Below are 23432 nucleotides of genomic sequence, written 5' to 3'. Positions count from 1 at the left end.
TGTCGCCGTGAGTGACGTGCTGGACGAGGGGCCGTTCTTCCACGGCACGAAAGCCGATCTCCACGAGGGCGATCTCCTGACGGCGGGCTTCCGCTCGAACTATCGTCCCGACGTCGTGATGAATCACATCTACTTCACGGCCCTTCCCGATGGCGCCGGACTCGCCGCCGAACTCGCGGCCGGCGACGGTGCCCCGCGCGTCTACGTCGTCGAGCCGACCGGACCGTTCGAGGACGATCCGAACGTGACCGACAAGAAGTTCCCCGGCAACCCCACCCGGTCGTACCGCAGCACCGCCCCACTCAGGGTGACCGGCGAAGTCGACGATTGGACGCGACAGACCCCTGAAGCGCTCCACGAGTGGAGAGAACGGCTGGCAGCGCTCCGCGCCGACGAGCGCGGCGAGATCATCAACTGATCGGGCGGCGTCGCCGCCGCCCCTGCGTGCTGCCTGCGAATCGGTCGCCGGGACTCACGGTTCCGGCGATTCCGGAGTATCTTGTGCGACACGCGTTATATCGCGTTCTCGGCAGTGCGGTCGGAATTGAGCGGGGTGGTGCATGTGACCGGCATCGAAGCGATCCTGATCGGGCTCGGCGCGATCGTGCTGCTCTCGTTCGCCGTCATGGTGACGTTCGTGCTCGTCGTGCGGGCGCTCGTGCGACGTGTGCGGCGCAGTCGCGCCGTCGGCGCCACGGCGCTGCGGGCCAGGGCCCGGGTGAGCCACGGGCCGCAACGCACCGTGCTCGCCCTCCGGGTGCGGCTCGACGACGCCCTGCACAGCGGGCAGGCCGCCGTCGATCTCGCAGGCGAGTCCGGCGGATCGGGAGGCTCCCGCGGCGAACTGCCGCGCCTGTTCCGACGCATCAGCGAGGAGGGCGGCGTGCTCGACCTGCAGCTGCGGTTGATGGAGTCCGAGACGAGCGCCGCCGTGCTCGCCGACGAGATCCCCGCGGCTCGTCGCCGCGTCGAGCAGGTCGAGGCGCTCGTGCGACGGGTGCGCGATGCCGTGGCATTCGGCCTCTCGGGCACGACCGACGACGCGCTGTCGGCGCTCGGCTCGGACGTCGACCGCGAGGTCGCGGCGCTCGCATCGGGCATCGAGGAACTCCAGGCGCTGAACCGCCGCGACGGTCGCGTCGGGTCGCCGCGACCACCCACGACTTCCACCGTTCGACATGAGGAGAACCGACCATGAGTACCAGCAACAGCAACTCGGCGCGGATGCGGACGATCTTCCGGAGCAAGACCTCGAAGACGCTCGACCGCATGGAGGACCCGCGCGAGACCCTCGACGACAGTTACGACCAGCAGGTGAAACTGCTCCAGCAGGTGCGCCTCGCGGTCGCAGACGTCGCGACCGCGAAGAAGCGCATCGAGCTGCAGGGCGAGGAGATGGGTGCGCGCTATCAGCGCTTGGGCGCCCAGGCGGCCGAGGCGCTGGCGCAGGGGCGTGAAGACCTGGCGCGGGCGGCGCTCGAACGCCGGGCCATGCTCGAGGGGCAGGTCGCGCAGCTGCAGCAGCAGTTCACCGCGCTCGATCGCCAGACGGCGCAGCTGCAAGACAGGGAGCGACGGCTCACCGACCAGGTGGCGGCGTTCCGCATCGAGAAGGAGACGATCAAGGCGACGTACACGGCGTCCGAGGCGCAGGTGCGCGCCAACGAGGCGGTGTCGGGCATCAGCAACACCATCACGGATGTCGGATCGAGCCTCGATCGCGCTCGCGATCGGGTCGCGCAGATGCAGGCCCGCGCGGCCGCGACCGACGAGCTGCTCGCCAGCGGCGTACTGACGGATCTCACGGCCGCGCCCGACGCCGACATCGAGCGTCAGCTCGCCGCGGTCTCGGCGCAGGCGGAGATCGAACGCCAGCTGCAGGCGATGAAGGGCTCCTCAGGCCAGGCTCGCGGTGCAACGGAGCGGCCGGGACCCGACGGGTGGTTGAGCATCGGGCGAGCCGGCTGACAGTGCGGCCCGAGCCTCTGCGGCGACTGATGCGGCAGCCGCGATGCGCGGGTAGTGTGAAACAACGGTCGTGACCGGTGGGCTCGCATGAGCCACCGATGAGCGGCCCGGTGGGAACCCTGCACCCACGCCTGAACGGAGCGAGCCACCGATGTCCTGGCATGACGATTTCGACGACGACGAGTTTGCAGAGCGTCGCCAGAGCCGAGCGCCTGGGTCGAAGTGGCGGCCGGTGCGACGCGTTGCCGCAATCGTCGGCGTCGTGGTCGGAGCCGTCGCGCTCGTCGTCGGTGCGGTCTTCGCCGTGAACGTCATCGGCATCGCGACCAACCCCGGCGGCTTCGCCGCGCCCGACGCCTACGGCCCCGGTGTCGCGATGCCGCAGATGACCACCCCGCCCACGGCAGACCCCGGCGAGCAGCTCGCGACCGGTGACACCGACCCGGCCGAGGAGCCGACCGGGCTCTCGGGCTCGAAGCTGGCGCCGATGCCGTCGGTCGACCCCGAGTGGCTCGCGAGCGTCTCCGACGCCACCGGCATTCCCAAGCGAGCACTGTCCGCCTATGCGCTGGCCCACGTCATGATCGCCGAGGAGGACGCCGAGTGCGGTCTCGACTGGGCGACGATCGCCGCGATCGGCGCCGTCGAGTCCGATCACGGGCGCCACGGCGATTCGAAGCTCGACTCCAACGGCAACGCCCAGCCGCCGATCATCGGCCCGGCGCTCGACGGCGGCGCCGACGTCGCGAAGATCGACGACACCGATGACGGCGAGTTCGACGGTGACACGAAGTGGGACCGCGCGGTCGGCCCGATGCAGTTCATCCCCTCGACGTGGCAGAAATGGGGCAGCGACGGAGACGGCGACGGTGTCGCCGACCCGAACCAGATCGACGATGCCGCCCTGTCGACGGCTCGGTATCTCTGCGAGTCGGGCGAGATGACGAACTCCGAAGGCTGGCGTGCTGCGGTCTTCTCGTACAACCACGACAACGACTACGTCGACAAGATCGCGACCGTCGCGCTCGAGTTCGCCGACTCGATCGACTGAGTCGACCTCCGCCGAGTCGACCGGCACCTGGCCGATCTGCACCTGGCCGATCTGCACCGAGCCGAGCGGATGCCGCGGCATCCGCTGCCCGACGATGCGTCCGTCCGCCGGACGACGAAGCGCCCGCCCTCGAAGGGGCGGGCGCATCGGTCGTGCTGAGCGGTCGGATCAGACGCGCACTCCGCGGGCTGCTGCATTGCCGAGCGCCTCGCCGCTGAGGGCGAAGAGGTCGCGCGACCCGGCGGTGGCTGCGCCGACGAGGCCTGCGGCCTGCGGCAGCAGCTGCTCGGCGTAGAACCGGGCGAGCGGCAGCTGCGTCTCGGCGGTCCCGTCGTCGTCGAGGCCGCGAGCGGCGAGCGCAGACTTCGCCATGAGCCATCCGCCGACCACGAGACCCCAGATGCGCTGGTACGGCGTGGAGCCCGAGAGCACGGCGTTCGGGTCGGTGGCGCCGGTGCGGAGCATCCACACCGTGGTCTGCTCGAGGGCGTCGAGCTGAGCGCTGAGCTGCGTGCGGATCGAGGCGAATTCCTCACCGGCAGCGGCGAGCTCGCGTCGAGCTCGCGCATCGACGCGATGAACTCGAGCGCGGATGCCCCGTCGCGCACGGGGAGCTTGCGGCCGACGAGGTCGGCGGCCTGCACCCCGTTCGTGCCCTCGTAGATCGCGGCGATGCGCACGTCACGGTAGTGCTGCGCCGCACCGGTCTCCTCGATGAAGCCCATGCCGCCGTGGATCTGCAGCGCGAGCGAGGTGAGCTCGTTGCCGAGGTCGGTGCCGAACGACTTGTTGATGGGCGTGAGCAGGCCGACGATCTCGTTCGCCCGGGCGCGTACTGCGGCATCGGGGTGGTGCGTCGACACGTCGGTGTAGGTCGCGGTCAGCAGCATCATGCGGCGCATCGCGGCGATGTACGCCTTCTGCGTCATGAGCATGCGGCGCACATCGGGGAAGTCGATGATGGGGGAGTCCTGGGTGGCGCCGATCGCCCGGCCCTGGATGCGCTCCCGCGCGTAGTCGAGCGACTGCTGGTAGGCGCGCTCCGATACGGCGAGGCCCTGCATGCCGACCGAGAGGCGGGCGCTGTTCATCATGACGAACATGATCCGCATGCCGATGTTCTCTTCACCGACGAGGTACCCGGTCGCGTCTTCGTAGGAGAGCACGCACGTGGGCGAACCGTGGATGCCCATCTTGTGCTCGACGCCGACGGTGTGCACGCCGTTGCGCTCGCCGACCGAGCCGTCGTCGTTCATGAGGAACTTCGGCACGATGAAGATCGAGATGCCCTTCGTGCCGGCCGGCGCGTCGGGGGTGCGAGCGAGCACGAGGTGCACGATCTGCTCGCTGAGGTCGTGGTCGCCGAAGGTGATGAAGATCTTCTGGCCCGAGATGGCGTAGGTGCCGTCGTCGCGCTTGACGGCCTTCGTCGTGAGCGCGCCGACGTCGGTGCCGGCGTGCGGCTCGGTGAGGTTCATGGTGCCGGCCCACTCGCCGGTGACCATCTTCGGCAGCCACTGCTGCTTCTGCTCGTCGCTGCCGTAGTGCAGCAGCGCCTCGATCGCGCCCTGCGTGAGCAGCGGCGCGAGGGCGAAGGCCATGTTCGCGGTGGCCATGAGCTCCTGGAGCGCGAGGCCGATGGTGCGGGGGAAACCGCCGCCACCGAACGCCTCGGGCAGCGGCACCGAACCCCAGCCCGCGTCGACGTAGGCCGAGTAGGCCTCCTTGAAGCCGGTTGCCGTGGTGACGGAGCCGTCGGAGTTCAGCTTCGAACCCTCGAGGTCGCCGGCTCGGTTGGTGGGGGCGACGACTTCGGCCATGAAGTTGCCGGCCTCGTCGAGGATCTCGGTGACGGTCTCGAGGTCGGCGTGCTCGAAGCCGGGCAGCTGTGCGACGGCGTCGTAGTCCACGACATGCTCGAGGGCGAAGGCGATATCTGCAACAGGGGGTCGGAATCCACTCATGTCCGCAGCGTAACCCGGCGTCTCTCGAGTGGGCATGAACTGTGCGGGTTCCACGAGTCCGGCCGGGTGATGCGCTGGCGGGTTTGGCGGCATCCCACAAAACAGGCCCCTTTTCGGGCAAGCAAGTGCTTGGTTAGGATGAAGCAACTCGTCGAAGGAGCGGAATGAAGATCGTCGTCCTGGTCAAGGAAGTCCCCGACACGTACGGGGATCGCAAGCTCAACCTGCAGACGGGCCTCGCCGACCGCGCTGCGAGCGAGACGGTGCTCGACGAGATCAGCGAGCGAGCGCTCGAGGTCGCCCTCGCGTACGCCGACTCCCACGCCGACACCGAGGTCGTCGTGCTGTCGATGTCGCCCGAGTCGGCTGCGGCGACCGTGCGCAAGGGCCTGGCGATGGGCGCGGCGGGTGCCGTGCAGGTCGTCGACGAGGCGCTCCTCGGCGCCGACCTCGGCCTCACCGCGGAGGTGCTCGCGGCCGCATTGCAGCGCATCGGCTTCGACCTCGTGATCGCGGGCAACCAGTCGACCGACGGTTCCGGCGGCGTGCTGCCGGCCATGATCGCGGAGCTCCTCGACGTGCCGAACGCGACGAGCCTGAACTCGGTCGAGATCGACGGCGCCGAACTGCGCGGCGAGCGCGCGACCGACCACGGCACGATGCAGGTCACGGCGTCGCTGCCCGCCGTGATCTCGATCACCGAGGCCCTGCCCGATGCCCGGTTCCCGAACTTCAAGGGCATCATGGCCGCCAAGAAGAAGCCGTTCGAGACGCTCTCGCTCACCGACCTCGGCGTCGACGCCGAGACCACCGAGGCGTCGCGCTCGATCGTGATCTCCCTCGGCGAGAAGCCGCCCCGCTCGGCGGGCACCAAGATCGTCGACGAGGGTGATGCCGGCGAGCGCCTCGCCGAGTACCTCGTCCAGAACCGGCTCGCGTAAAGGGACCACGATGACTGACTACTCCGCAGACTCGATCCTCGTGCTCCTCGACGTCACGCCGTCGGGGGCCCTCTCCAAGAGCGCCGCCGGCCTGCTCGGCGCCGCAGCCGGGGTCGGCACCCCCGTCGCGCTGCTCGTCGTCGCCGACGGTGAGGGCGAGCAGGCAGCAACGGATGCCGCCGCGCTCGGCGCGACGCACGTGCTCGTCGCCGAGCACCCCGCCGCCGGTTCGGGCCTCACCGTGCCGGGCGCCGACGCGCTCGCCGCGGCCGCCGAACTCGTGCGGCCCGACGCGATCCTCGTCTCGAACTCGATCGAGGGACGCGAGATCGCCGCCCGTTTCGCCGCTCGCTCCCGCTCGGGCCTCGCGGTCGACGCCGTCGGCGTCGCCCGTGATGCCGAGGGTGTCGTGGCGAAGCACTCCGTGTACGGCGGCGCCTACAACGTCGACTCCGCCGTCACCTGGGGTGCGCCCGTCATCACCGTGCGCGAGGGCTCGATCGATGCCCGTGCCGAGGCGCAGCCCGCCTCCATCGAGCGGCTCGCGGTCGCGGCATCCGGTCGAAAGGCCGCCGAGATCGGCGCGCTCGAAGAAGAGGCCGTCGCGTCGTCGCGCCCCGAGCTGCGCGGTGCGGCGAAGGTCGTCTCGGGCGGTCGCGGGCTCGGCTCCGAAGACCAGTTCGCACTCGTCGAGCAGCTCGCCGACGTGCTCGGCGCCGCCGTCGGCGCGTCGCGCGCGGCGGTCGACGCGGGCTACATCCCGCAGTCGCACCAGGTCGGCCAGACCGGTGTCTCGGTGTCGCCGCAGCTCTACATCGCGCTCGGCATCTCGGGCGCGATCCAGCATCGCGCCGGCATGCAGACCGCGAAGACGATCGTCGCGATCAACAAGGACGGCGATGCCCCGATCTTCGAGATCGCCGACTACGGCATCGTCGGCGACCTGTTCACCGTCGTGCCGCAGCTGATCGCCGCGCTCGAGTCGCGGAAGGCGTAGCGCGCGATGGCGACGTACGGGCGCACGACGCGGCAGGGCCTGCCCCGCGTCGCCGGCGGTGAACCCTGGCCCCCCGTGTTCGAGAGCGCGGTCGCGGCCGCTGCTGCGGCGCCGGCCCCGGTCGTCGAGGCGAGCGCTCCCGCGGTGACCGCGGATGCCGCGGCATCCGCCGTCGCACCTGCCGCCGCTGCTGCCGTCGCAGTCGCCTCGACCGCGCACAGGGTGCGACGCGGGCTGCCGCGCGTGCCCGGCGGCGAGCCCTGGCCGCCGGCATCCGCAGCTCCGGTCGCAGCGGCCGCGGCGGTGGCCGCGGCGCCGGCGACCCCGCCATCGGATGTCGCAGCGGCCGTCGGCCGTGCCGAACCGCACCTCGCGCCGGCGGCGGGTGCCACCGCCGGCGCGCCGGTCGCCGGTGGCGGCGCAGCGCTCCGCCGCGGACTGCCGCGCACGCCCGACGGTGAGCCCTGGCCGCCCGCCGGTTCGGCGCCCGCGAGGCCCGAGCGCGTCGTCGCGGCCCCCGTCGAGGTCGCTCCCGAGCCGATCCTCGAACCGGTCGCCGCAGCAGTTGCCGCACCCGTGGCGGCGCCGGCGCCGGCGCGCACCCCGATGCAGCCGCCGCGCCGCCCGGTCGCGGTCGCCGCGGCATCCGCTCGCCCTGCCGCCGAGCCGTGGCCGAAGCTGTACGGTCCGTACTCGCGTGCGGAGTGGGCGGGCGCGCTGTTCATCGGCGGGTTCGGGCTGCTGCTCGCCGCCACCGGCGTCGTGGTCGTGGTGAACTGGCTGCTCGGCCTGGGACCGATGCAGGACTTCATCGCGGCCTACCCGGGCGAGTACCACCTGCCCGAGTCCGCGCCCATCGGCATCCCCGCGTGGATCGGCTGGCAGCACTTCTTCAACGTGTTCCTGATCGTGCTGATCATGCGCTCTGGCCTGCAGGTGCGCACGCAGAAGCGGCCGACCGCGTTCTGGTCGCCGCGCTGGAACCCGCAGCGCAAGATCAGCCTCTCGTTGTGGTTCCACCAGTCGCTCGACATCCTGTGGCTCGTGAACGGCGCGGTGTTCGTCGTGCTCCTCTTCGCGACCGGCCAGTGGATGCGCATCGTGCCGACCAGCTGGGAGGTCTTCCCGAACGCGCTGTCGGCGCTGCTGCAGTACCTCTCGCTCGACTGGCCGACCGAGAACGGCTGGGTGAACTACAACAGCCTGCAGCAGATCGCCTACTTCCTCACCGTCTTCATCGCGGCTCCGCTCGCGGCGATCACGGGCGTGCGCATGTCGGGCCTCTGGCCGAAGAACGCGAAGACGCTGAACCGCATCTACCCGGTGGAGTGGGCGCGGGCCGTGCACTTCCCGGTGATGCTCTACTTCGTGGCGTTCATCATCGTGCACGTGGGGCTCGTGTTCGCGACCGGTGCGCTGCGGAACCTCAACCACATGTACGCGAGCCAGGACGTCGTGAACTGGACCGGGTTCTGGATCTTCGTCGCCTCGCTCGTGGTGATCGCGGCGGTCTGGGTCGCCGCGCGCCCGCTCGTGCTGGCGCCGATCGCCCGCCTCTTCGGCAAGGTCAGCGGGCGCTGACGTGGGCGACGGTTCCGAACGGCGCGACCAGATCATCGTCATCGCGAGACGGCTCATCGCCGCCCGCGGGTACTCGGCGACGACGGTGCGCGACATCGCCGACGAAGCCGGCATCCTCTCGGGCAGCCTCTACCACCACTTCGCCTCGAAGGAGGCGGTGCTGCAGGAGATCCTGCACGGGTTCCAGCACGACACGCTCTCGGCGTTCGAGCGCATCGCCGCGAGCGGGGGCAGTGCACGAGCGCGCCTCGACCAGCTGATCGAGCACGCCTTCCTCACGATCGAGCAGCGGCCCGACGACGTGCGCATCTATCAGAACGAGACCGGGTTCCTCATGACCCAGCCCGGGTTCGAGTTCCTCGCCGACGGGGCGGTGCGCATCGAGGAGCTCTGGCTCGAGCAGATCATGGAGGGGCAGGCCACCGGCGTGTTCCGCGACACGATCGATCCCCGCCTCGCGTTCCGGTTCATCCGTGACGCGGTGTGGTCGACGGTGTTCTGGTTCCGCCCCGGCGGCAGCCACACGGCGGCGAGCATCAGCGAGAACTACCTCGACCTGCTGCACCACGGGATGCTCACGGTCGAGGGCTGAGGTACGGCGCGCCGCGCGGGTGCGCGGGTGCGCGGGTGCGCAGGAGCCCGGGGCTCGCGTCAGCGGCCGAGCAGTCGCCGGCCGACGATCATGCGCATGATCTCGTTCGTGCCCTCGAGGATCTGGTGCACGCGCAGGTCGCGCACGACCCGCTCGATGCCGTACTCCGAGAGGTAGCCGTAGCCGCCGTGCAGCTGCAGGGCGCTGTTCGCGGCCGTGAACGCGGCGTCGGTCGCGAACCGCTTCGCCATCGCGCACCTCGAGGTGGCATCGGGGCTCTTGGCATCGATCGCCTCGGCGGCATCGTGCACGAGCAGCCGGGCGGCATGGAGGTCGGTGGCCATGTCGGCGAGGGTGAAGACGACCGATTGGTGGTCGCTGAGCGGATGCCCGAAGGTCTCGCGTTCCTTCACGTAGCGGAGGGTCTGGTCGAGCGCCCATTGCGCGCCGCCGATCGAGCAGGCAGCGATGTTCACCCGCCCGCCGTCGAGCCCCGACATCGCGATCGCGAAGCCGTCGCCCTCTGCGCCGAGGCGGTTGCCGACGGGCACCCGCACGTCCTCGAGCACGACCTGGCGCGTCGGCTGCGCATTCCAGCCCATCTTCTTCTCGTCGGGTCCGAATGAGAGACCGGGTGCCGCGGCGGGCACGATGATCGCACTGATGCCGCGAGACCCGGGCTCCCCGGTGCGTGCGAAGACGAGGTACACCGCGGACGACCCGGCGCCCGAGATGAACTGCTTCACGCCGTTCAGCACGTACTCGTCGCCGTCGCGCCTGGCGGTCGTCGTGATCGCCGCGGCATCCGACCCCGCCGACGGCTCGGTGAGGCAGTAGCTGCCTCGGTCCACGAGCGTCGTGAGCGAGGGCAGCCACTGCTCGCGCTGCGCGTCGTCGCCGTAGCGGTCGATCATCCATGCGACCATGTTGTGGATCGACAGGTAGGCCGCGATCGTGGTGTCGCCCCGAGCGAGCTCCTCGAAGACCAGCGCGGCCGTGAACCGGCCGAGCTCGGAACCGCCGACGTCGTCTCGCACGTAGATGCCGCCGAGGCCGAGCCGGCCGGCGTGCTCGAGCGCCTCGATCGGGAACTGCTTCAGCTGGTCGCGCTCGTTCGCGAACGGGGCGAGCTCGGCTGCCGTGAATTCGCGTACCGCGTCGACGATCGCGATCTGGTCTTCGGTGAGTGCGTTCGCCATGGCTCCCCTCGGCTCTTCCTCGCTGCCGCCGAGGCCGAGCCTAGTCGGGCATGCCGCGATTCGGGTGGACGGCCCGCTCAGTGTCGCCGCCCGGTCACCGGGGCGGCCGGGCGGCGCCGGACGTACGATGGCAGGGTCACGCCCGATCGTCAGGGGGAGGCAAGTGGTCCAGGTCCGGGTCCTCGGAATCGCGCTCGATTCCCTGCAACGCAGTCTCGTGCTGCTGAAACCCCTGCACGAGGAGACGGGAACCGGGCTCGTGCTGCCGGTCTGGATCGGCTCGCAGGAGGCCACGTCGATCCTCATCGCCCTCGAGGGGCGGCAGGCGCCCCGGCCGCTGTCGCACGACCTCATCGTCACGCTGTTCGCCGCCGTCGGGGCCGAGCTCCAACGGGTGGACCTGACCCGCATCGACGAGGGCACGTTCTTCGCAGAGATCTCGCTCACCACCCCTTCGGGACCGCAGACCATCGATTCCCGGCCGTCGGATGCCATCGCGCTCGCCCTGCGCGCGGACGCGACGATCTGGGTCGCCGAGGACGTGCTGGAGGTGGCCGGCGTCCCGGCGGAGCTGGTCGACTTCGGCACCGAGACGGGTGACGAGGAGCGGCTCGACGAGTTCAAGCGATTCCTCGAGGACGTGGATCCCGAGGACTTCCAGGGCTGACCCCGCACCCCTGCCCGAAGGCCTCAATCGCGACGACTGCGGCCTTCGCCGAGTGCCCAGATCGCGAGCTCGACGCGGTTGCGCGCGCCGAGCTTCGTCATGAGGCTCGCGATGTGCGTCTTCACGGTGCTGAGCGAGATGTGCAGCTCGCCGGCGATCTCGGTGTTGCCGAGGCCGCGGGCGACGGCTGCGAGCACCTCGTGCTCGCGGCCGGTGAGCGGCTCGACGGGAGCGACGGAACGCGCGGCGACCCGCGGGTCGGCGGGCTCCGACCCGGCGAACGCCTCGAGCAGCCGCACGGTCACGTTGGGCGCGATGAGGGCGTCGCCGCGAGCGGCGGCGTGCACGGCCTCGGCGAGCATCGCCGGGCCGGCGTCCTTCAGGAGGAACCCTCGAGCTCCGGCCCGCAGCGCCGCGTAGACGTACTCGTCGAGGTCGAAGGTCGTGATCACGACGACCGGGATCGGCTCCGCGACATCCGGACCGGCGATCGCCCGAGTCGCCTCGAGGCCGTCGGTGCCCGGCATGCGGATGTCGAGGAGGCACACGTCGGGCCGCAGCCGCCGTGCGAGGGCGATCGCCTCGGCGCCGTCGGCGGCCTCGGCGATCACCTCGATGTCGGGCTGCGTGTCGAGGAGCACCCGGAGCCCCGCCCGCACGAGCTCCTGGTCGTCGGCGATCAGCACGCGCACGGTCATGTCGACCACCCGCTGCGGGGGAGTGCCGCGGTCACGGTCCAGCCGCTCTCGGGCGCGGGGCCGGCCGAGCAGGTGCCGCCGAGCAGCGTCGCGCGCTCGACCATGCCGATGATGCCGAAGCCGGCGGCGGCGGATGCCACGGGGCCGCCGTCGTCGTGCACGTCGAGCCGGATGCCGGCGGCATCGACCCGCACGAGCACCTCGACGCGAGTGGCCCTGCGCGCATGGCGCCGGGCGTTCGTGACCGACTCCTGGGCCATGCGGTAGACGGCCGCGCCGATCGTGGGCGGCACGGACTCGGCATCGCCGGTGACCTGCACCACGACGAGCGGCGCGTCGGTCGCAGCGGCACCGGCCGCGGAGGCGCCCGTCGATGCGAGTCCGCCGAGATCGCCGAGGCCCGGCCCGGGCGCGAGCTCGGCGGCATCCGCTCGGCGCAGCACCCGCACGATCGAGCGCATCTCGGCGAGTGTGCGCGAGGCCTCTCCCTCGATGGTGCGCAGCACCGCGATGGCGGCATCGGGGTCGGTGGCCGCGAGCGCCGTGCCCGCCTGCGCCTGGATCGCGATCGCCGAGACGTGGTGCGCCACGGTGTCGTGCAGGTCGCGTGCGAGCTGCTCGCGCTCGTCGACCTTCACCCGGTCGAGCTCACGGGCGCGGGAGCCGGCCCGCCAACGGAAGGCCGCGCCGAGCGAGATGGTGGCGACGAGCACGGCGGTGCCGCCGACGAGGTCGGTGAGCGTCATCGGTCCGAACGCGAGGGAGAGCGTCGTCGAGGCGACGAGGAGGACTGCGCCGACGATGCGCGCCCGGCCGTCGCCCCATCGGAACGCGGCGTAGACGAGCACGAGCATGTAGGCGGTCGCGGCGAGCTGCGGGTCGCCGCCCGTCGCCACGGCGACGACCGCACCCGTGCCGAAGGCGATGGCGAGCATGAGCAGCGGACGGGTGCGCCGCCAGAGCAGGGTCGGCACGAGGGCGATGAGCACGACGGCCCAGAGCCAGCGCCAGGCCACGTCGGCGCGCAGCGACGCCTCGAGCAGCACGAGCGGCGGGATGACCGCCACCAGCACCCAATCGCGCCAGACGCGGCGGGGCGGCGGCGGCGACGCGGCCGGCGCGTCCCACAGCGAGCGGACGGGGCTCGTCATGCCCTCATCGTAGGACGGCAGCGGCACGGGCGGATCGGCCGGAAGGACGGAACATGCCGCGGGCGTCGCGGCGCCGGATGACGAGCTCGGCGACGGCGAGGTTGATCAGCCAGCCGGCGGCCATGAGCGCGGCGCGCACGTTCACGTCGGGCACGCCGAACAGCAGGAACCACGGGAGCATCGTGAACACCTGCGTGCCTGCGGCCAGGCCGATCGCGTAGCCCCGCGTCATCCAGGCGCTGTGCCTGCGGATGTCGCCGCGCCGCACGGCCGCGAACGCGACGACGATGCTCGCGGCCATGGCGGTGCCGAACACGAGTCGGATGACGGCGAGGGCCTGCCCATCGGAGGCGGGCAGCTCGGAGAAGGCCGTCAGCCACAGGCCCGAGAGGGCGGCGAGAAGACCGGCGGGGGCGACGATGCGCCCCGAGATGCGGTGCCAGCGATGACGACGCAGCGACGGTGCGAACTGCAGGGCGCCGAGCAGCGCGAAGACGGTCGCGCCGACGATGTGCACGACGACCGGTGCCGGGAAGACGACGAACCGCGCGTTGTCGGCCGTCACGGCCGGGTCGCTCGCGAGTTCGGTGAGCCGCATGCTGCCGGCGAAGACCGGCACGAGGCTCAGGAGGATGAGGCCGACGGGTGCGAGCCACTCCCGGCGGCTGGGTGCCGTGCGCGACACGGTTGGGCGAGCGGATGCTTCGGTCATGCCCCGATGCTCGTGGGAATGGGCCGGTGCGACATCGGGCGATCGGCCCGACCCGGCTCGTACCTTCGGCCGAGGCGGCTCCGCTCCGTGACATCCGCTCGCAGGACGAGAGAATGGCAGACATGGATGCCGCGCTCCCCGCCCTCACCGAGATGCCCTCGCCGCAGTACGTGATGTCGGGCGACGGCATCCGCATCGCGACCTACCTCTGGGGCGAAGAGGACGCGCCGACGGTGCTCTGCGTGCACGGCTTCGCGTCGAGCTGCCGCGACAACTGGGTGAGCACGGGGTGGGTGCGCGACCTCACTCGCGCGGGATACCGCGTGCTCGGCATCGACCAGCGCGGCCACGGTGCCAGTGACAAGCCCCACGAGGCATCCGCCTACGGCATGGACGCCTTCGTCGACGACATCACCACCGTGCTCGACACCTACCTGCTCGACTCCGTGCTGTACGCCGGCTACTCGCTCGGCGCGCGCGTGGGCTGGCAGGTCGCGGTACAGGTGCCCGACCACGTCGAGCGTGCCGTGCTCGGCGGCATCCCCGACGGGCGGCCGCTCGCTCGGCTGCAGATCGCGGAGGCACGGGCGTTCGCCGAGCACGGCACCCCCGTCACCGATCCGGTGACCCGCAACTACGTGACCCTCGCCGAGCGGGTGGCCGGCAACGACCTGCGTGCGCTCGTCGCGCTCGCCGAGGGCATGCGGCTCGGCGACGCCGATCCCGACGTCGCGCACCCGCCGCTGCAGCCGATCCTGTTCGCCACCGGCAGCGAAGACGCGATCCTCGCGCAGTCGAAGCTGCTCGCTCGCGCGACGCCGAACGGTACCTTCGTCGAACTGCCGTCGCGGCACCACTTCAACGCGCCCGGCTCGCGGGTGTTCCGCGAAGCGGCGGTCGGGTTCTTCGGCGCCTGATCGCGCGCGGTCAGTCCGTCGTCGTCGCGGATGCCGCGGCACGCGCCGCCTCGGCGGCCCGCTCTGCCCACTTCGGTGTCTCGCCGTAGCGCTGGAAGGGCACGAGCTGACCGGCCGCGCTGTCGTCGATGAGCTGGGCGAGCCGCCGCTCGCGCGTGGCCTCCTGCTTCGCGGAGAGCACCCAGTGCGTGACCTGGCGGCGGTACGTCTGGGTCGCGGCCTGCCAGAACGCGGAGGCGGCCGGGCTGGCGGCGAGCCGGGCCGCGGCCTCGGCAGGAAGCTCTTGATCGGGGTTCTCGTGGGAGTAGATGCCCGATCGATCCTCACGGCGTCGCTCGAACGCCGCGATGCCGGCATCGTGCATGCGCCCCGCAGCCGTGAGCTGCTCGACGAGCGCGATATTGACGCTCGACCAGGTGCTCGTGGCCTTGCGCGGGGTCCACCGCTGGCGGCGCGCATCGTCGTCGATGCGCTGGGAGACCGAGTCGATCCAGCCGAAGCAGAGGGCCTCGGGCACCGCCTGCTCCCAGGTCAGCCCGCGATCGGGCACGTGCTTCTTGTAGAGCCCCATCCAGAGTTCGGTGGCCGTGTCGTGGTTGGCCTCGAGCCACGCACGGAACTCCTCGGGCGTGGCGAAGAAACGCGCCGGGCGCTCGGGGGTGCCGCCGGGAGTGCCGATCTCCGTCGTCATGCCCCGAGTCTGCCAGCACCCGCCGACGCGTCGGTGCCGGCGCGACCCTCTCATGCGCGGGAGCTGATGCGCCCGACCGCACCGCGGACTAGTTTGGAGGCGTGTCCGCAGTCGCGACCGATGCACGCACCACTCACGCCGCCGGCGTCGAGCGCCTGCTCGCGAGCTATCGGGCAGTGCCGCCGGGCTCGCCGGTTCGGCTCGCGAAGCGCACCTCGAACCTCTTCAGGTCGAGGGCCGCGACGGATGCCCCGGGCCTCGACACCTCCGGACTGACGAACGTCATCTCGATCGACGTCGAGGCGCGCACCGCCGACGTGGCGGGCGTGTGCACCTATGAAGACCTCGTGGCGGCGACACTGCCGTTCGGACTCGCGCCGCTCGTCGTGCCGCAGCTGAAGACCATCACCCTCGGCGGGGCGGTCACGGGTCTCGGCATCGAGTCCACGTCGTTCCGGAGCGGTCTGCCGCACGAGTCGGTGCTCGAGATGGACATCCTCACCGGTGCGGGGGAGCTGGTCACGGCATCGCCGGCCGAGCACGCCGACCTCTTCCGCGCCTTCCCGAACTCGTACGGCACGCTCGGGTACGCGGTGCGCCTGCGCATCGAGCTCGAGCCCGTGCTGCCGTTCGTCGCGCTCACGCACCTGAGATTCCACGCCATCCCCGACCTCGTCGACGCGATGGCGGACATCGCCCGGACCGGCCGACTCGACGGCGTCGTCGTCGACTACCTCGATGGCGTCGTGTTCAGCGCCGAGGAGTCGTACCTCTGCATCGGCAGGCGCACCGCGGCATCCGGCCCCGTCAGCGACTACACCGGGCAGCGGATCTTCTACCGCTCCCTCCAGCACGACGGGCGGGCAGCGCACGACCGCCTCACCACGCACGACTACCTGTGGCGCTGGGACACCGACTGGTTCTGGTGCTCGGAGGCGTTCGGCGCGCAGCATCCGCTCGTTCGCAGGCTCTGGCCGCGCCGGCTGCGGCGCAGCAGGTCGTATGCGACGCTCATGCGCCTCGAACGACGCTACGACCTCGGCAACCGCATCGAGGCTGCCAAGGGGCTGCCGCCGCGCGAACGCGTCATCCAGGACGTCGAGGTGCCGATCGAGCGGTGCGCCGAGTTCGTCGACTGGTTCCTCGCGAACGTGCCGATCGAGCCGATCTGGCTGTGCCCGCTGCAGCTCCGGGGCGACGACGCCTGGCCGCTCTACCCGCTCGAACCGCACCGCAGCTACGTCAACGTCGGCTTCTGGTCGACCGTGCCGGTCGGCGCGAGCGAGGGTGAGACGAATCGCAGCATCGAGCGCGAGGTCAGCGCGCTCGACGGCCACAAGTCGCTCTACTCCGACGCCTTCTACTCCCGAGCGGAGTTCGACGCGCTCTACGGCGGCGACGCCTACCGGGCTGCCAAGGCCCGTTACGACCCCGATTCCCGACTCCTCGACCTCTATGCGAAGGCGGTGCAACGACGATGACCACGACCAAGGGCACGGCGGCGGAGACGGCGGAGACACCCGAGCACCACGAGGCACCGGATGCCTCGGGCAAGCTCACCCTCGCCGAGATCCTCGAGATCTTCGCCGGCGGGCGGCTGCCACTGCGCTTCACCGCCTATGACGGCAGCTCGGCCGGGCCGCCCGACGCGCCGCTCGGCATCGAGCTGAAGAGCTCGCGGGGCACGACCTACCTCGCCACCGGGCGCGGCGACCTCGGCCTGGCCCGTGCGTACATCGCCGGCGACATCGACATCCACGGCGTGCACCCCGGCGATCCGTACGAACTGCTGAAGGCGCTCGCCGACGAGCTCGTGTTCAAGCTGCCGCCGCCGCGCACGATGGCCCACGTCATCCGGTCGATCGGGCTCGAGCACCTGCGCCCGATCGCGCCGCCCCCGCAGGAGGCGCCGCCGCGCTGGCGCCGCGTCGCCGAGGGGCTCCGCCACAGCAGGAGCCGCGACGCCGAGGCGATCCACCACCACTACGACGTCTCGAACACCTTCTACGAGTGGGTGCTCGGGCCGTCGATGACCTACACGTGCGCGTGCTACCCCGATGCCGACGCCTCGCTCGACGAGGCGCAGGAGAACAAGTACCGGCTCGTCTTCGAGAAGCTGCGGCTGCAGCCGGGAGACCGGTTGCTCGACGTCGGCTGCGGATGGGGCGGCATGGTTCGCTACGCCGCCCGCCGCGGTGTCAGGGCGCTCGGGGTGACGCTGTCGGCCGAGCAGACGGCGTGGGCGCAGCAGGCCATCGTCGCCGAGGGGCTGGGCGACCTCGCCGAGGTGCGATACGGCGACTACCGCGACATCACCGAGTCGGGCTTCGACGCGGTCTCGTCGATCGGCCTGCTCGAGCACATCGGCGTGAGGAACTACGCGTCGTACTTCACCTTCCTGCAGTCGCGACTGCGCACGGGCGGGCTGCTGCTGAACCACTGCATCACGCGTCCCGACAACCGCTCGGAGCCTGCGGCGAAGGGGTTCATCGACCGCTACGTCTTCCCCGACGGGGAGCTGACCGGTTCGGGTCGCATCATCACCGAGGCGCAAGACGTCGGACTCGAGGTCATGCACGAGGAGAACCTGCGCTTGCACTACGCGCTCACGCTGCGCGACTGGTGTGCGAACCTCGTCGAGCACTGGGACGAGGCGGTCGCCGAGGTCGGACTGCCGACGGCGAAGGTGTGGGGCCTCTACATGGCGGGCTCACGGCTCGCCTTCGAGACGGGCGGCATCCAGTTGCACCAGGTGCTCGCCGTGCGACCCGACGAGCGCGGCGGCACGGGCGACCTGCCGCTGCGGCCGTGGTGGACGCCCTGATCCGCTCGCGCTCGCTCGCGATCGCCCGTGCCAACGCGTTCGCGCCCGGCCGATGATCATCGGCCGGGCGCGAATCGATCAGCGCGAGCGGATCAGGGAGCGACCGCGATCGAGAAGATGTGCATCGAGCTGTTCGTCGGCAGCACGACGAAGTCGACCGTCTTGCCCGCCGTCAGCGGCACCGAATGCGCGAACATGCGGTACTGATAGGCGGCGTCTCCGTATCCGTTCGGTCGGTTCCGGCCGTTCGTCGAGACCGCGAGTTCCGCCCCGTGCGCATTCTCGTCGTGGAACGACCAGTTCGGGAAGCCGATCGCGCCCGAGCTGGTCGTGCCGTCGGTGTAGAACACGGTGGCGGTCCCGGTTGCGTTGAGGCTGGAACCGGAGCCGAGGAAGACGAGACGCTGGCCCTGCGCGCCGATGCGGAGCGCCTGCCCGGCGGCCGTGACGTTGTCGGCGGTGCCCGGCTGCGACGACGGCATCGTGAGCGTGGCTCCGAGCGCCTCGAGCTGGGCGCCCGGTGCGGCGCCCACCGCGGCGAGCTGCTCCGCCGAGAACGTGTTGCCCTCGCCGTCGAAGTTGCCGGCGGTGGTCTGCGACAGAGCCGTGATGGCGACGTTGTTGAAGAGCGCGGCGAGCGAATCGGTCGGCGGCGTTGTCGGCATCGCACGGATGCCGGTCGCGCTGCCTGCGCCGTCACCGCCCTTGTAGGTGACCGTCGAGGTGAAGACGCGCAGTGCGAAGCCGGGGCGCTTCTCGGGGACGCGCATCTGGAAGGTCGCGGTCTGGTCGCGGCCCGGCTTGATCGCGTCGACCTTCTGGCTCGACGGCACGACCTGCCAGCCGACGGGACCCGCGAAGGAGACGACGACCGAGCTCATCTTCTCGGACGAGTCGTTCGACACGGTGACCTCGACCTCGGCGATCGCCGGGCCGTCGAGATCGACCTCGGGGATCGACACCACGATCTCGGGCGCGGGCTCTGCCGCTTCGAGCGCCTCGGGTTCTGCGGCATCCGACGACGTCGACGACTCGGCGGCCGGCGCCTCGGCGGGTGCCTCCGATTCGGGCGCCTCGGTCTCGGGCGCCGCTGACTCGGGGGCCTCGGTCTCGGGTGCTGCGGTCTCCGATGCGTCGGAGGCGGCGGGCGGCGCGGTCGCGGCGGGCGACTCCTCGGCGAAGGCGCCGGCCACGGCCGACGTCGACCAGGTGGACGCGGCGAGCACGAACACGCCGGCGATCGCGGCGCGGCGAAGGAACTTCATCGACATGGTGAATCCTCTCTCAGCTGATCGATCAGACGACGGCGGGCATGGCGGAGTGGGTGGAGTCGAGGCCGAGGCGCAGCTTCTTCCACTCGCCGCGGGTGAAGTCGGGCACCTCGACGGGCTTGCCGCCCTTCTCGAGCGACTTCACGCTGAGCGGGACAGGCGCGCACCAGGCGGCGGAGTCGTAGACGTCGATGTCGGGCACGAGTCCGGCGCGCATCTGCTGCACGATCCGCCACTGCAGGATGTAATCCATGCCGCCGTGACCGCCGCCGGCGGCCGGACCCTCGAGGTCCTTCCAGAGCCAGTGGTCGAACTCCGTGCGCATCGCGCTCGCGCCGCGCCAGGTGTCACCGCCGTGGTACGGCTCCGCGTAGATGCGGGCACCCGTCGAGTCACCGCCGACGTAGTCCTCGAAGATGCCCCTGCTGCCTTCGAGCGTGTTGATGCGGCTGTACGGGCGAGGCTGGCTGACGTTGTGCTCGGCGCGGATCGTGCGGCCGTTCGCCGTCGTGATCATGCACGTGACGAGGTCGCCGTTGATGTACTCCTCCTTCCACGAGCGGTGGTCGCGGGGCACGAAGCGTTCGCGATAGTCGGCGAGGCCGCGTGCAGCCGTCGCCGTCGCCGTCAACGTGTCGAGGCGATCGCCCCGGTTGATGTCCATGGCGGCGGCGATCGGTGCGAGACCGTGCATCGGGTAGAAGCTCGCGGTGCTGCGGGTGTGCCAGAGCCGGCGCCAGTCGTCGGTGTAGTAGCCGTCGGCGAACAGCAGTGAACGGAGGTCGTGCAGGTAGCCGCCGTGGCCGCTCGTCACGTCGCCGAAGACGCCTTCGTGCGCCATCTTCAGCATCGCGAGCTCGTTGCGCCCGTACGAGCAGTTCTCGGCGAGGAACAGGTGCTTGCGTGTGCGCTCGGAGGTGTCGACGAGATCCCAGAGCTCGTCGAGCTCGGTCGCGATCGGCAGCTCGATTCCCGCGTGCGCTCCCGCGAGCAGGGCGGCCTTGCCCTGCGCGTAGTGGAACTCCCACGGCGTCGCGATGTACACCAGATCGAGCTCTTCGGTGTCGAGCATCTTCTGGAACGACTCATCACTGCCGCCGTATTCGCGGGGCCGTGGCTTGCCCTTGCCGGCGACCCGGTCGGCCGCCCTCGTCGCCCGATCGGCACGGATGTCGCACACCGCCGTGACGGCGGTGCCGGGCACGTCGACCCATCCGTTCAGCATGCCCATGCCCCGGTTGCCGAGGCCGATGAGGCCGATCTTGACGACGTCGACGGCTTCGAACGGCTCGTTCGCCATCGACGTGGCGCCGCCCTTCCGGGCGGGGATGATCGCCGCGTCGGCGACCGATGGAACGACGGCGGTGACGGCGACGCCGGCGAGGATTCCGCCGAGGAGGTTTCGCCGGCTGAAGCCGAATGCCCCCGAGTCCCGATCAGCGGTGATCGGCTCCTCGGTCGGGCGGGGAACGGTGAGAAAACGCGTCATGACACTCTCCAGGTGGGTTAGGGAATGCTCGGTGATGCTCGGTATCCCATACCCTGCTGGCCTGATCGATAGGTGTCAAGAGTTGATTGATTATTGCCCGTATTGATCATAAACGATCACTCGGACTGCGCGCGGGCAGCGGAACCTCGCCGCCTCCGGGTGGCACGGCGGCGGGTGAGGGGTTCAGAAAATGCTCAGGATCAGGGAGATCTCCGACCGACCCCTCGTCGGTCGCCGAGGCGCGGCGTTGAGCGGAGCCTGCTCAGATGCCCCGCGACGTGCTCGGCCGAATCGGCCCGCTCAGGAGCGCGCGGCGTCCGTGCTCGCCGCAGCGATGCACGCCTCGAGCGCGACCCACGCGAGCATCGCGCACTTCACGCGCATGACGTACTTCGAGACGCCGTGGAAGGCGATCGCGTCGCCGAGCAGCTCCTCGTCGGCCTCGCCGGCACCCTGCGAACGCATCATCGAGCGGAACCCGTCGATGAGCTCGCGCACCCGGTCGAGGTCGGCACCGGCGGCGAGTTCGGTGAGCGCCGAGGCGGAGGCCATCGAGATGCTGCAGCCGTCACCGGTCCAGCCGATCGCCTCGAGCACGGTTCCGGATGCATCGAGGCGGATGCCCATCGTGATCTCGTCGCCGCACGTGGGGTTCAGCTCGTGGTGCGTCGCGTGCGGCTCGGCGAGCTCGCCGTCGCCGAGTCGGCGGCGCGAGTGGTCGAGGATGAGCTCCTGATAGAGCCCCGACAGATCGCTCATGCGTCGACCCCGAAGAATCCGCGCACCTCGGCGAGCGCCGCCGCGAACCGGCGCACCTCGTCGGCCGTCGTGTAGACGTAGGCGCTCGCGCGGGTGGTGGCGCGGAGCCCGAGTCGGCGGTGCAGCGGCTGGGCGCAGTGGTGGCCGACGCGCACGGCGATGCCCTGCGAGTCGAGGAACTGGCCGACGTCGTGGGCGTGCACGCCGGGCACGTCGACGCTCGCGAGGGCGGCGCGCGGGTTGCCCGGGGGAGGGCCGACGAGGCGCACGCCAGTGACTCGGGAGGTCTCTTCGACGAGGAGCTCTGCGAGCGCCGTCTCATGGGCGTGCACGTTGTGCATTCCGAGCGCGTCGAGGTAGCGCACGGCCTCGGCGAGGGCGACGGCCTGGGAGACCGGCTGGGTGCCGGCCTCGAAGCGCTGCGGCGCCGGCAGGAACGCCGCCGACTCCATGGTCACGGTCGTGATCGTGGATCCGCCGGTGCGTGCCGGCGGCAGCGCGTCGAGCAGGTGCTCGCGGCCGTAGAGCACGCCGATGCCGGTCGGACCGAGCATCTTGTGCGCCGAGAAGGCGGCGAAGTCGACGCCGAGTTCGGCGAAGTCGGTGGGGCGGTGCGGCACCGACTGGCAGGCGTCGAGCATGACGAGCGCGCCGTGACGGTGGGCGAGCTCGACGACCTCGGCAGCGGGGGCGAGGAACCCGGTGACGTTCGAGACGTGCCCGAAGGCGACGAGCCGGGTGCGAGGACCGATGACGGATGCCGCGTCGTCGATCGTCCACGTTCCGTCGTCGTTCACGGCGATCCAGCGCAGCGTCGCCCCGGTCTTCGCCGCGAGGCGCTGCCACGGGATCAGGTCGGCGTGGTGCTCGGCCTCGGTGACGACGATCTCGTCGCCGGGCCCGAGCCGGAAGATCTCGGCCTCGGGGCCGCCGAGGCCGGCCGAGGCATCCGCCATGCCGAGCGCGACCATGTTGATCGCGTCGGTCGCGTTCGAGGCCCACACGATCTCGCGGCTGCCCGCGCCAACGAAACGCGCGACGGTCTCTCGCGCGTCTTCGAACGCGGTCGTCGAGGTGCCGACGAGGGTCGAAGCGCCCCGGTGCACGGCAGCGTTCGAGTGCTCGAGGTAGGCGCGCTCGGCGTCGAGCACGGCGAGCGGCCGCTGCGCGGTCGCGCCGGAGTCGAGGTAGGCGAGCGGATGCCCGTTCAACTCCTGATCGAGGTACGGGAAGTCGCGACGGAGCCCCGACGGCAGCAGGCCGTCGACGGTCGTCGTTCGATCGAGGGTCACTGTTCCTCCCAGCGGCCGGCGCAGGTGCGAATCGGCACCCTTCCAGTCTGACGCAGTTTCGATCGGTGATCGCCGAGTGCGGGTCATCCGTCATCTCGGGCACCGGAAATGTGTTCGACGGGCCTCGACGGGATACCGTTTGGTATGCCCCGGAGCGTGAGTGAGCGCGGTGACCGCGATGACGAGGTCGACCTGCTGATCGACGCCTGGTCGCATCGCCTGCCCGGTGTCGACCTGACTCCGCTCGACGTCATGTCGCGGCTGCGGCGGGTGGCGAATCGCCTCGGCCGGCTGCGCGCGAGTGCGTTCAGCGGAGCGGGGCTCGCGGTCTGGGAGTTCGACGTGCTGGCCGCGCTCCGCCGCGAGGAGCCGCCGCACGAGTTCAGCCCGGCGCAGCTCATCGAGGCGACCATGATCGGCAGCGCCGCCATGACGAACCGGCTCGACAACCTCACCCGCCGCGGCCTCGTCGAGCGCCGGCCGAACCCGCGCGACGGCCGCAGTGTGCTCGTGCGGCTCACCGCAGAGGGTGCGACCCGCGTCGACGCGGCGATGCGCACCCTCGCCGAGCGCGAGGCCGAGGAGCTCCGCGGCCTCAGCCGCGAGGAGCAGGCGACGCTCGCAGCCCTGCTGCGCCGGCTCGGCCAGGACGCCGAGTAGGGGCGAGC

Annotated in this window: 23 protein-coding genes and 1 pseudogene; 13 read left to right on the top strand and 11 right to left on the bottom strand. The window is 71.0% G+C overall.

The genetic code is table 11. From position 1 onward, the window contains the following. The first annotated feature begins 7 nt into the window (after positions 1-7). The 4 genes from arr (at position 8) to BUR99_RS18920 (ending at position 3019) form a co-directional block, all read left to right on the top strand. Complete coding sequence (gene arr, locus BUR99_RS18935) at positions 8-418, top strand: NAD(+)--rifampin ADP-ribosyltransferase (RefSeq protein WP_074261962.1); 411 nt, start codon at positions 8-10, stop codon at positions 416-418. A gap of 144 nt (positions 419-562) precedes the next feature. Next, positions 563-1198, top strand: coding sequence for a hypothetical protein (locus BUR99_RS18930; protein WP_143231723.1), 636 nt, complete (start codon positions 563-565; stop codon positions 1196-1198). Then, entirely contained in the window at positions 1195-1968 is a 774-nt protein-coding gene (locus BUR99_RS18925; RefSeq protein ID WP_074261960.1) for a PspA/IM30 family protein, read from the top strand. The genes BUR99_RS18930 and BUR99_RS18925 overlap by 4 nt, the downstream gene beginning before the upstream one ends. Before the next feature lie 232 nt (positions 1969-2200). Beyond that, positions 2201-3019 carry a lytic transglycosylase domain-containing protein gene (locus BUR99_RS18920; RefSeq protein WP_234980924.1) on the top strand — a complete coding sequence of 273 codons (819 nt, stop codon included), beginning with the start codon at positions 2201-2203 and terminating at the stop codon, positions 3017-3019. A gap of 168 nt (positions 3020-3187) precedes the next feature. Here the strand turns inward: BUR99_RS18920 and BUR99_RS20705 are convergent, their stop codons facing one another. Then, positions 3188-3538 (bottom strand): acyl-CoA dehydrogenase C-terminal domain-containing protein, encoded by a 351-nt coding sequence (locus BUR99_RS20705; protein WP_394327852.1) that lies wholly within the window; start codon positions 3536-3538, stop codon positions 3188-3190. 119 nt (positions 3539-3657) lie between these two features. Further along, positions 3658-4983 (bottom strand): annotated as a pseudogene (locus tag BUR99_RS18915) (acyl-CoA dehydrogenase family protein); the annotation flags it as partial. A 164-nt stretch (positions 4984-5147) separates the two neighbouring features. Here BUR99_RS18915 and BUR99_RS18910 point away from each other — a divergent pair. Genes BUR99_RS18910 through BUR99_RS18895 form a run of 4 tightly spaced genes read left to right on the top strand, consistent with a single transcriptional unit; the run spans position 5148 to position 9094 of the window. Further along, the gene (locus BUR99_RS18910; RefSeq protein WP_074261959.1) at positions 5148-5924 is read left to right on the top strand and encodes an electron transfer flavoprotein subunit beta/FixA family protein; all 777 of its coding nucleotides are present in this window, start codon (positions 5148-5150) and stop codon (positions 5922-5924) included. A gap of 10 nt (positions 5925-5934) precedes the next feature. Then, positions 5935-6921: an electron transfer flavoprotein subunit alpha/FixB family protein gene (locus tag BUR99_RS18905; RefSeq protein ID WP_074261958.1), complete on the top strand. Its 987-nt coding sequence runs from the start codon at positions 5935-5937 to the stop codon at positions 6919-6921. Positions 6922-6927: 6 nt separating this feature from the next. After that, entirely contained in the window at positions 6928-8502 is a 1575-nt protein-coding gene (locus tag BUR99_RS18900; RefSeq protein WP_074261957.1) for a cytochrome b/b6 domain-containing protein, read from the top strand. A 1-nt stretch (position 8503) separates the two neighbouring features. Beyond that, positions 8504-9094 (top strand): TetR/AcrR family transcriptional regulator, encoded by a 591-nt coding sequence (locus tag BUR99_RS18895; protein ID WP_074261956.1) that lies wholly within the window; start codon positions 8504-8506, stop codon positions 9092-9094. Positions 9095-9153: 59 nt separating this feature from the next. Here the strand turns inward: BUR99_RS18895 and BUR99_RS18890 are convergent, their stop codons facing one another. After that, on the bottom strand, positions 9154-10293 hold the full coding sequence (locus tag BUR99_RS18890; protein ID WP_074261955.1) for an acyl-CoA dehydrogenase family protein: 1140 nt from the start codon (positions 10291-10293) through the stop codon (positions 9154-9156). Positions 10294-10510: 217 nt separating this feature from the next. Here BUR99_RS18890 and BUR99_RS18885 point away from each other — a divergent pair, with 217 nt between their 5' ends. Continuing rightward, positions 10511-10960 (top strand): bifunctional nuclease family protein, encoded by a 450-nt coding sequence (locus tag BUR99_RS18885; RefSeq protein WP_234980923.1) that lies wholly within the window; start codon positions 10511-10513, stop codon positions 10958-10960. A gap of 23 nt (positions 10961-10983) precedes the next feature. Here BUR99_RS18885 and BUR99_RS18880 read toward each other — a convergent pair whose 3' ends face one another. From BUR99_RS18880 to BUR99_RS18870, 3 genes are read right to left on the bottom strand one after another with little or no spacing between them, the layout of a single operon-like run. Then, entirely contained in the window at positions 10984-11658 is a 675-nt protein-coding gene (locus tag BUR99_RS18880) for a response regulator (protein WP_074262046.1), read from the bottom strand. After that, entirely contained in the window at positions 11655-12809 is a 1155-nt protein-coding gene (locus tag BUR99_RS18875) for a sensor histidine kinase (protein WP_074262045.1), read from the bottom strand. The genes BUR99_RS18880 and BUR99_RS18875 overlap by 4 nt, the downstream gene beginning before the upstream one ends. A 4-nt stretch (positions 12810-12813) precedes the next feature. Then, positions 12814-13521: a DUF2306 domain-containing protein gene (locus tag BUR99_RS18870; RefSeq protein ID WP_074261953.1), complete on the bottom strand. Its 708-nt coding sequence runs from the start codon at positions 13519-13521 to the stop codon at positions 12814-12816. 122 nt (positions 13522-13643) lie between these two features. Here BUR99_RS18870 and BUR99_RS18865 point away from each other — a divergent pair, with 122 nt between their 5' ends. Continuing rightward, the gene (locus BUR99_RS18865) at positions 13644-14438 is read left to right on the top strand and encodes an alpha/beta fold hydrolase (protein WP_074261952.1); all 795 of its coding nucleotides are present in this window, start codon (positions 13644-13646) and stop codon (positions 14436-14438) included. Positions 14439-14448: 10 nt separating this feature from the next. Here the strand turns inward: BUR99_RS18865 and BUR99_RS18860 are convergent, their stop codons facing one another. After that, positions 14449-15129 (bottom strand): YdeI/OmpD-associated family protein, encoded by a 681-nt coding sequence (locus tag BUR99_RS18860; RefSeq protein ID WP_074261951.1) that lies wholly within the window; start codon positions 15127-15129, stop codon positions 14449-14451. A 101-nt stretch (positions 15130-15230) separates the two neighbouring features. Here BUR99_RS18860 and BUR99_RS18855 point away from each other — a divergent pair, with 101 nt between their 5' ends. Together BUR99_RS18855 and BUR99_RS18850 are read left to right on the top strand one after the other, a co-directional pair. Further along, a complete protein-coding gene (locus BUR99_RS18855; protein ID WP_074261950.1) occupies positions 15231-16610 on the top strand; it encodes an FAD-binding oxidoreductase in 1380 nt (459 codons plus the stop codon). Beyond that, on the top strand, positions 16607-17953 hold the full coding sequence (locus tag BUR99_RS18850) for a class I SAM-dependent methyltransferase (RefSeq protein ID WP_084184161.1): 1347 nt from the start codon (positions 16607-16609) through the stop codon (positions 17951-17953). The genes BUR99_RS18855 and BUR99_RS18850 overlap by 4 nt, the downstream gene beginning before the upstream one ends. Before the next feature lie 92 nt (positions 17954-18045). On the opposite strand, the gene BUR99_RS18845 is transcribed toward BUR99_RS18850, so the two are convergent. The 4 genes from BUR99_RS18845 to BUR99_RS18830 all read right to left on the bottom strand — a co-directional run bounded on the left by BUR99_RS18845 (position 18046) and on the right by BUR99_RS18830 (position 22764). Beyond that, entirely contained in the window at positions 18046-19224 is a 1179-nt protein-coding gene (locus tag BUR99_RS18845) for an NEW3 domain-containing protein (RefSeq protein ID WP_200802776.1), read from the bottom strand. A 25-nt stretch (positions 19225-19249) separates the two neighbouring features. Then, a complete protein-coding gene (locus BUR99_RS18840; protein WP_084184160.1) occupies positions 19250-20713 on the bottom strand; it encodes a Gfo/Idh/MocA family protein in 1464 nt (487 codons plus the stop codon). 300 nt (positions 20714-21013) lie between these two features. Beyond that, positions 21014-21472 carry a Fe-S cluster assembly sulfur transfer protein SufU gene (sufU, locus tag BUR99_RS18835; protein ID WP_074261949.1) on the bottom strand — a complete coding sequence of 153 codons (459 nt, stop codon included), beginning with the start codon at positions 21470-21472 and terminating at the stop codon, positions 21014-21016. After that, a complete protein-coding gene (locus tag BUR99_RS18830) occupies positions 21469-22764 on the bottom strand; it encodes a SufS family cysteine desulfurase (RefSeq protein ID WP_074261948.1) in 1296 nt (431 codons plus the stop codon). Before BUR99_RS18830 ends, sufU begins: the two co-directional genes overlap by 4 nt. Before the next feature lie 156 nt (positions 22765-22920). On the opposite strand from BUR99_RS18830, the gene BUR99_RS18825 reads away from it, so the two are divergent. Beyond that, positions 22921-23424, top strand: a complete 504-nt coding sequence (locus tag BUR99_RS18825; RefSeq protein ID WP_234980922.1) for a MarR family winged helix-turn-helix transcriptional regulator — start codon at positions 22921-22923, stop codon at positions 23422-23424. Positions 23425-23432 lie beyond the last annotated feature (8 nt).

Source organism: Agromyces cerinus subsp. cerinus (assembly GCF_900142065.1).
Taxonomy (GTDB): domain Bacteria; phylum Actinomycetota; class Actinomycetes; order Actinomycetales; family Microbacteriaceae; genus Agromyces; species Agromyces cerinus.
This window is presented reverse-complemented; position numbering and strand designations above follow the sequence as displayed.

Coding starts and splice junctions, on each gene's coding strand:
- BUR99_RS18845 (WP_200802776.1), bottom strand. CDS start 19,224: ATGTCGATGAAGTTCCTTCGCCGCGCCGCGATCGCCGGCGTGTTCGTG.
- BUR99_RS18890 (WP_074261955.1), bottom strand. CDS start 10,293: ATGGCGAACGCACTCACCGAAGACCAGATCGCGATCGTCGACGCGGTA.
- BUR99_RS18900 (WP_074261957.1), top strand. CDS start 6,928: ATGGCGACGTACGGGCGCACGACGCGGCAGGGCCTGCCCCGCGTCGCC.
- BUR99_RS18880 (WP_074262046.1), bottom strand. CDS start 11,658: ATGACCGTGCGCGTGCTGATCGCCGACGACCAGGAGCTCGTGCGGGCG.
- BUR99_RS18870 (WP_074261953.1), bottom strand. CDS start 13,521: ATGACCGAAGCATCCGCTCGCCCAACCGTGTCGCGCACGGCACCCAGC.
- BUR99_RS18925 (WP_074261960.1), top strand. CDS start 1,195: ATGAGTACCAGCAACAGCAACTCGGCGCGGATGCGGACGATCTTCCGG.
- BUR99_RS18905 (WP_074261958.1), top strand. CDS start 5,935: ATGACTGACTACTCCGCAGACTCGATCCTCGTGCTCCTCGACGTCACG.
- sufU (WP_074261949.1), bottom strand. CDS start 21,472: ATGAGCGATCTGTCGGGGCTCTATCAGGAGCTCATCCTCGACCACTCG.
- BUR99_RS18910 (WP_074261959.1), top strand. CDS start 5,148: ATGAAGATCGTCGTCCTGGTCAAGGAAGTCCCCGACACGTACGGGGAT.
- BUR99_RS18875 (WP_074262045.1), bottom strand. CDS start 12,809: ATGACGAGCCCCGTCCGCTCGCTGTGGGACGCGCCGGCCGCGTCGCCG.
- BUR99_RS18865 (WP_074261952.1), top strand. CDS start 13,644: ATGGATGCCGCGCTCCCCGCCCTCACCGAGATGCCCTCGCCGCAGTAC.
- BUR99_RS18850 (WP_084184161.1), top strand. CDS start 16,607: ATGACCACGACCAAGGGCACGGCGGCGGAGACGGCGGAGACACCCGAG.
- BUR99_RS18840 (WP_084184160.1), bottom strand. CDS start 20,713: ATGACGCGTTTTCTCACCGTTCCCCGCCCGACCGAGGAGCCGATCACC.
- BUR99_RS18860 (WP_074261951.1), bottom strand. CDS start 15,129: ATGACGACGGAGATCGGCACTCCCGGCGGCACCCCCGAGCGCCCGGCG.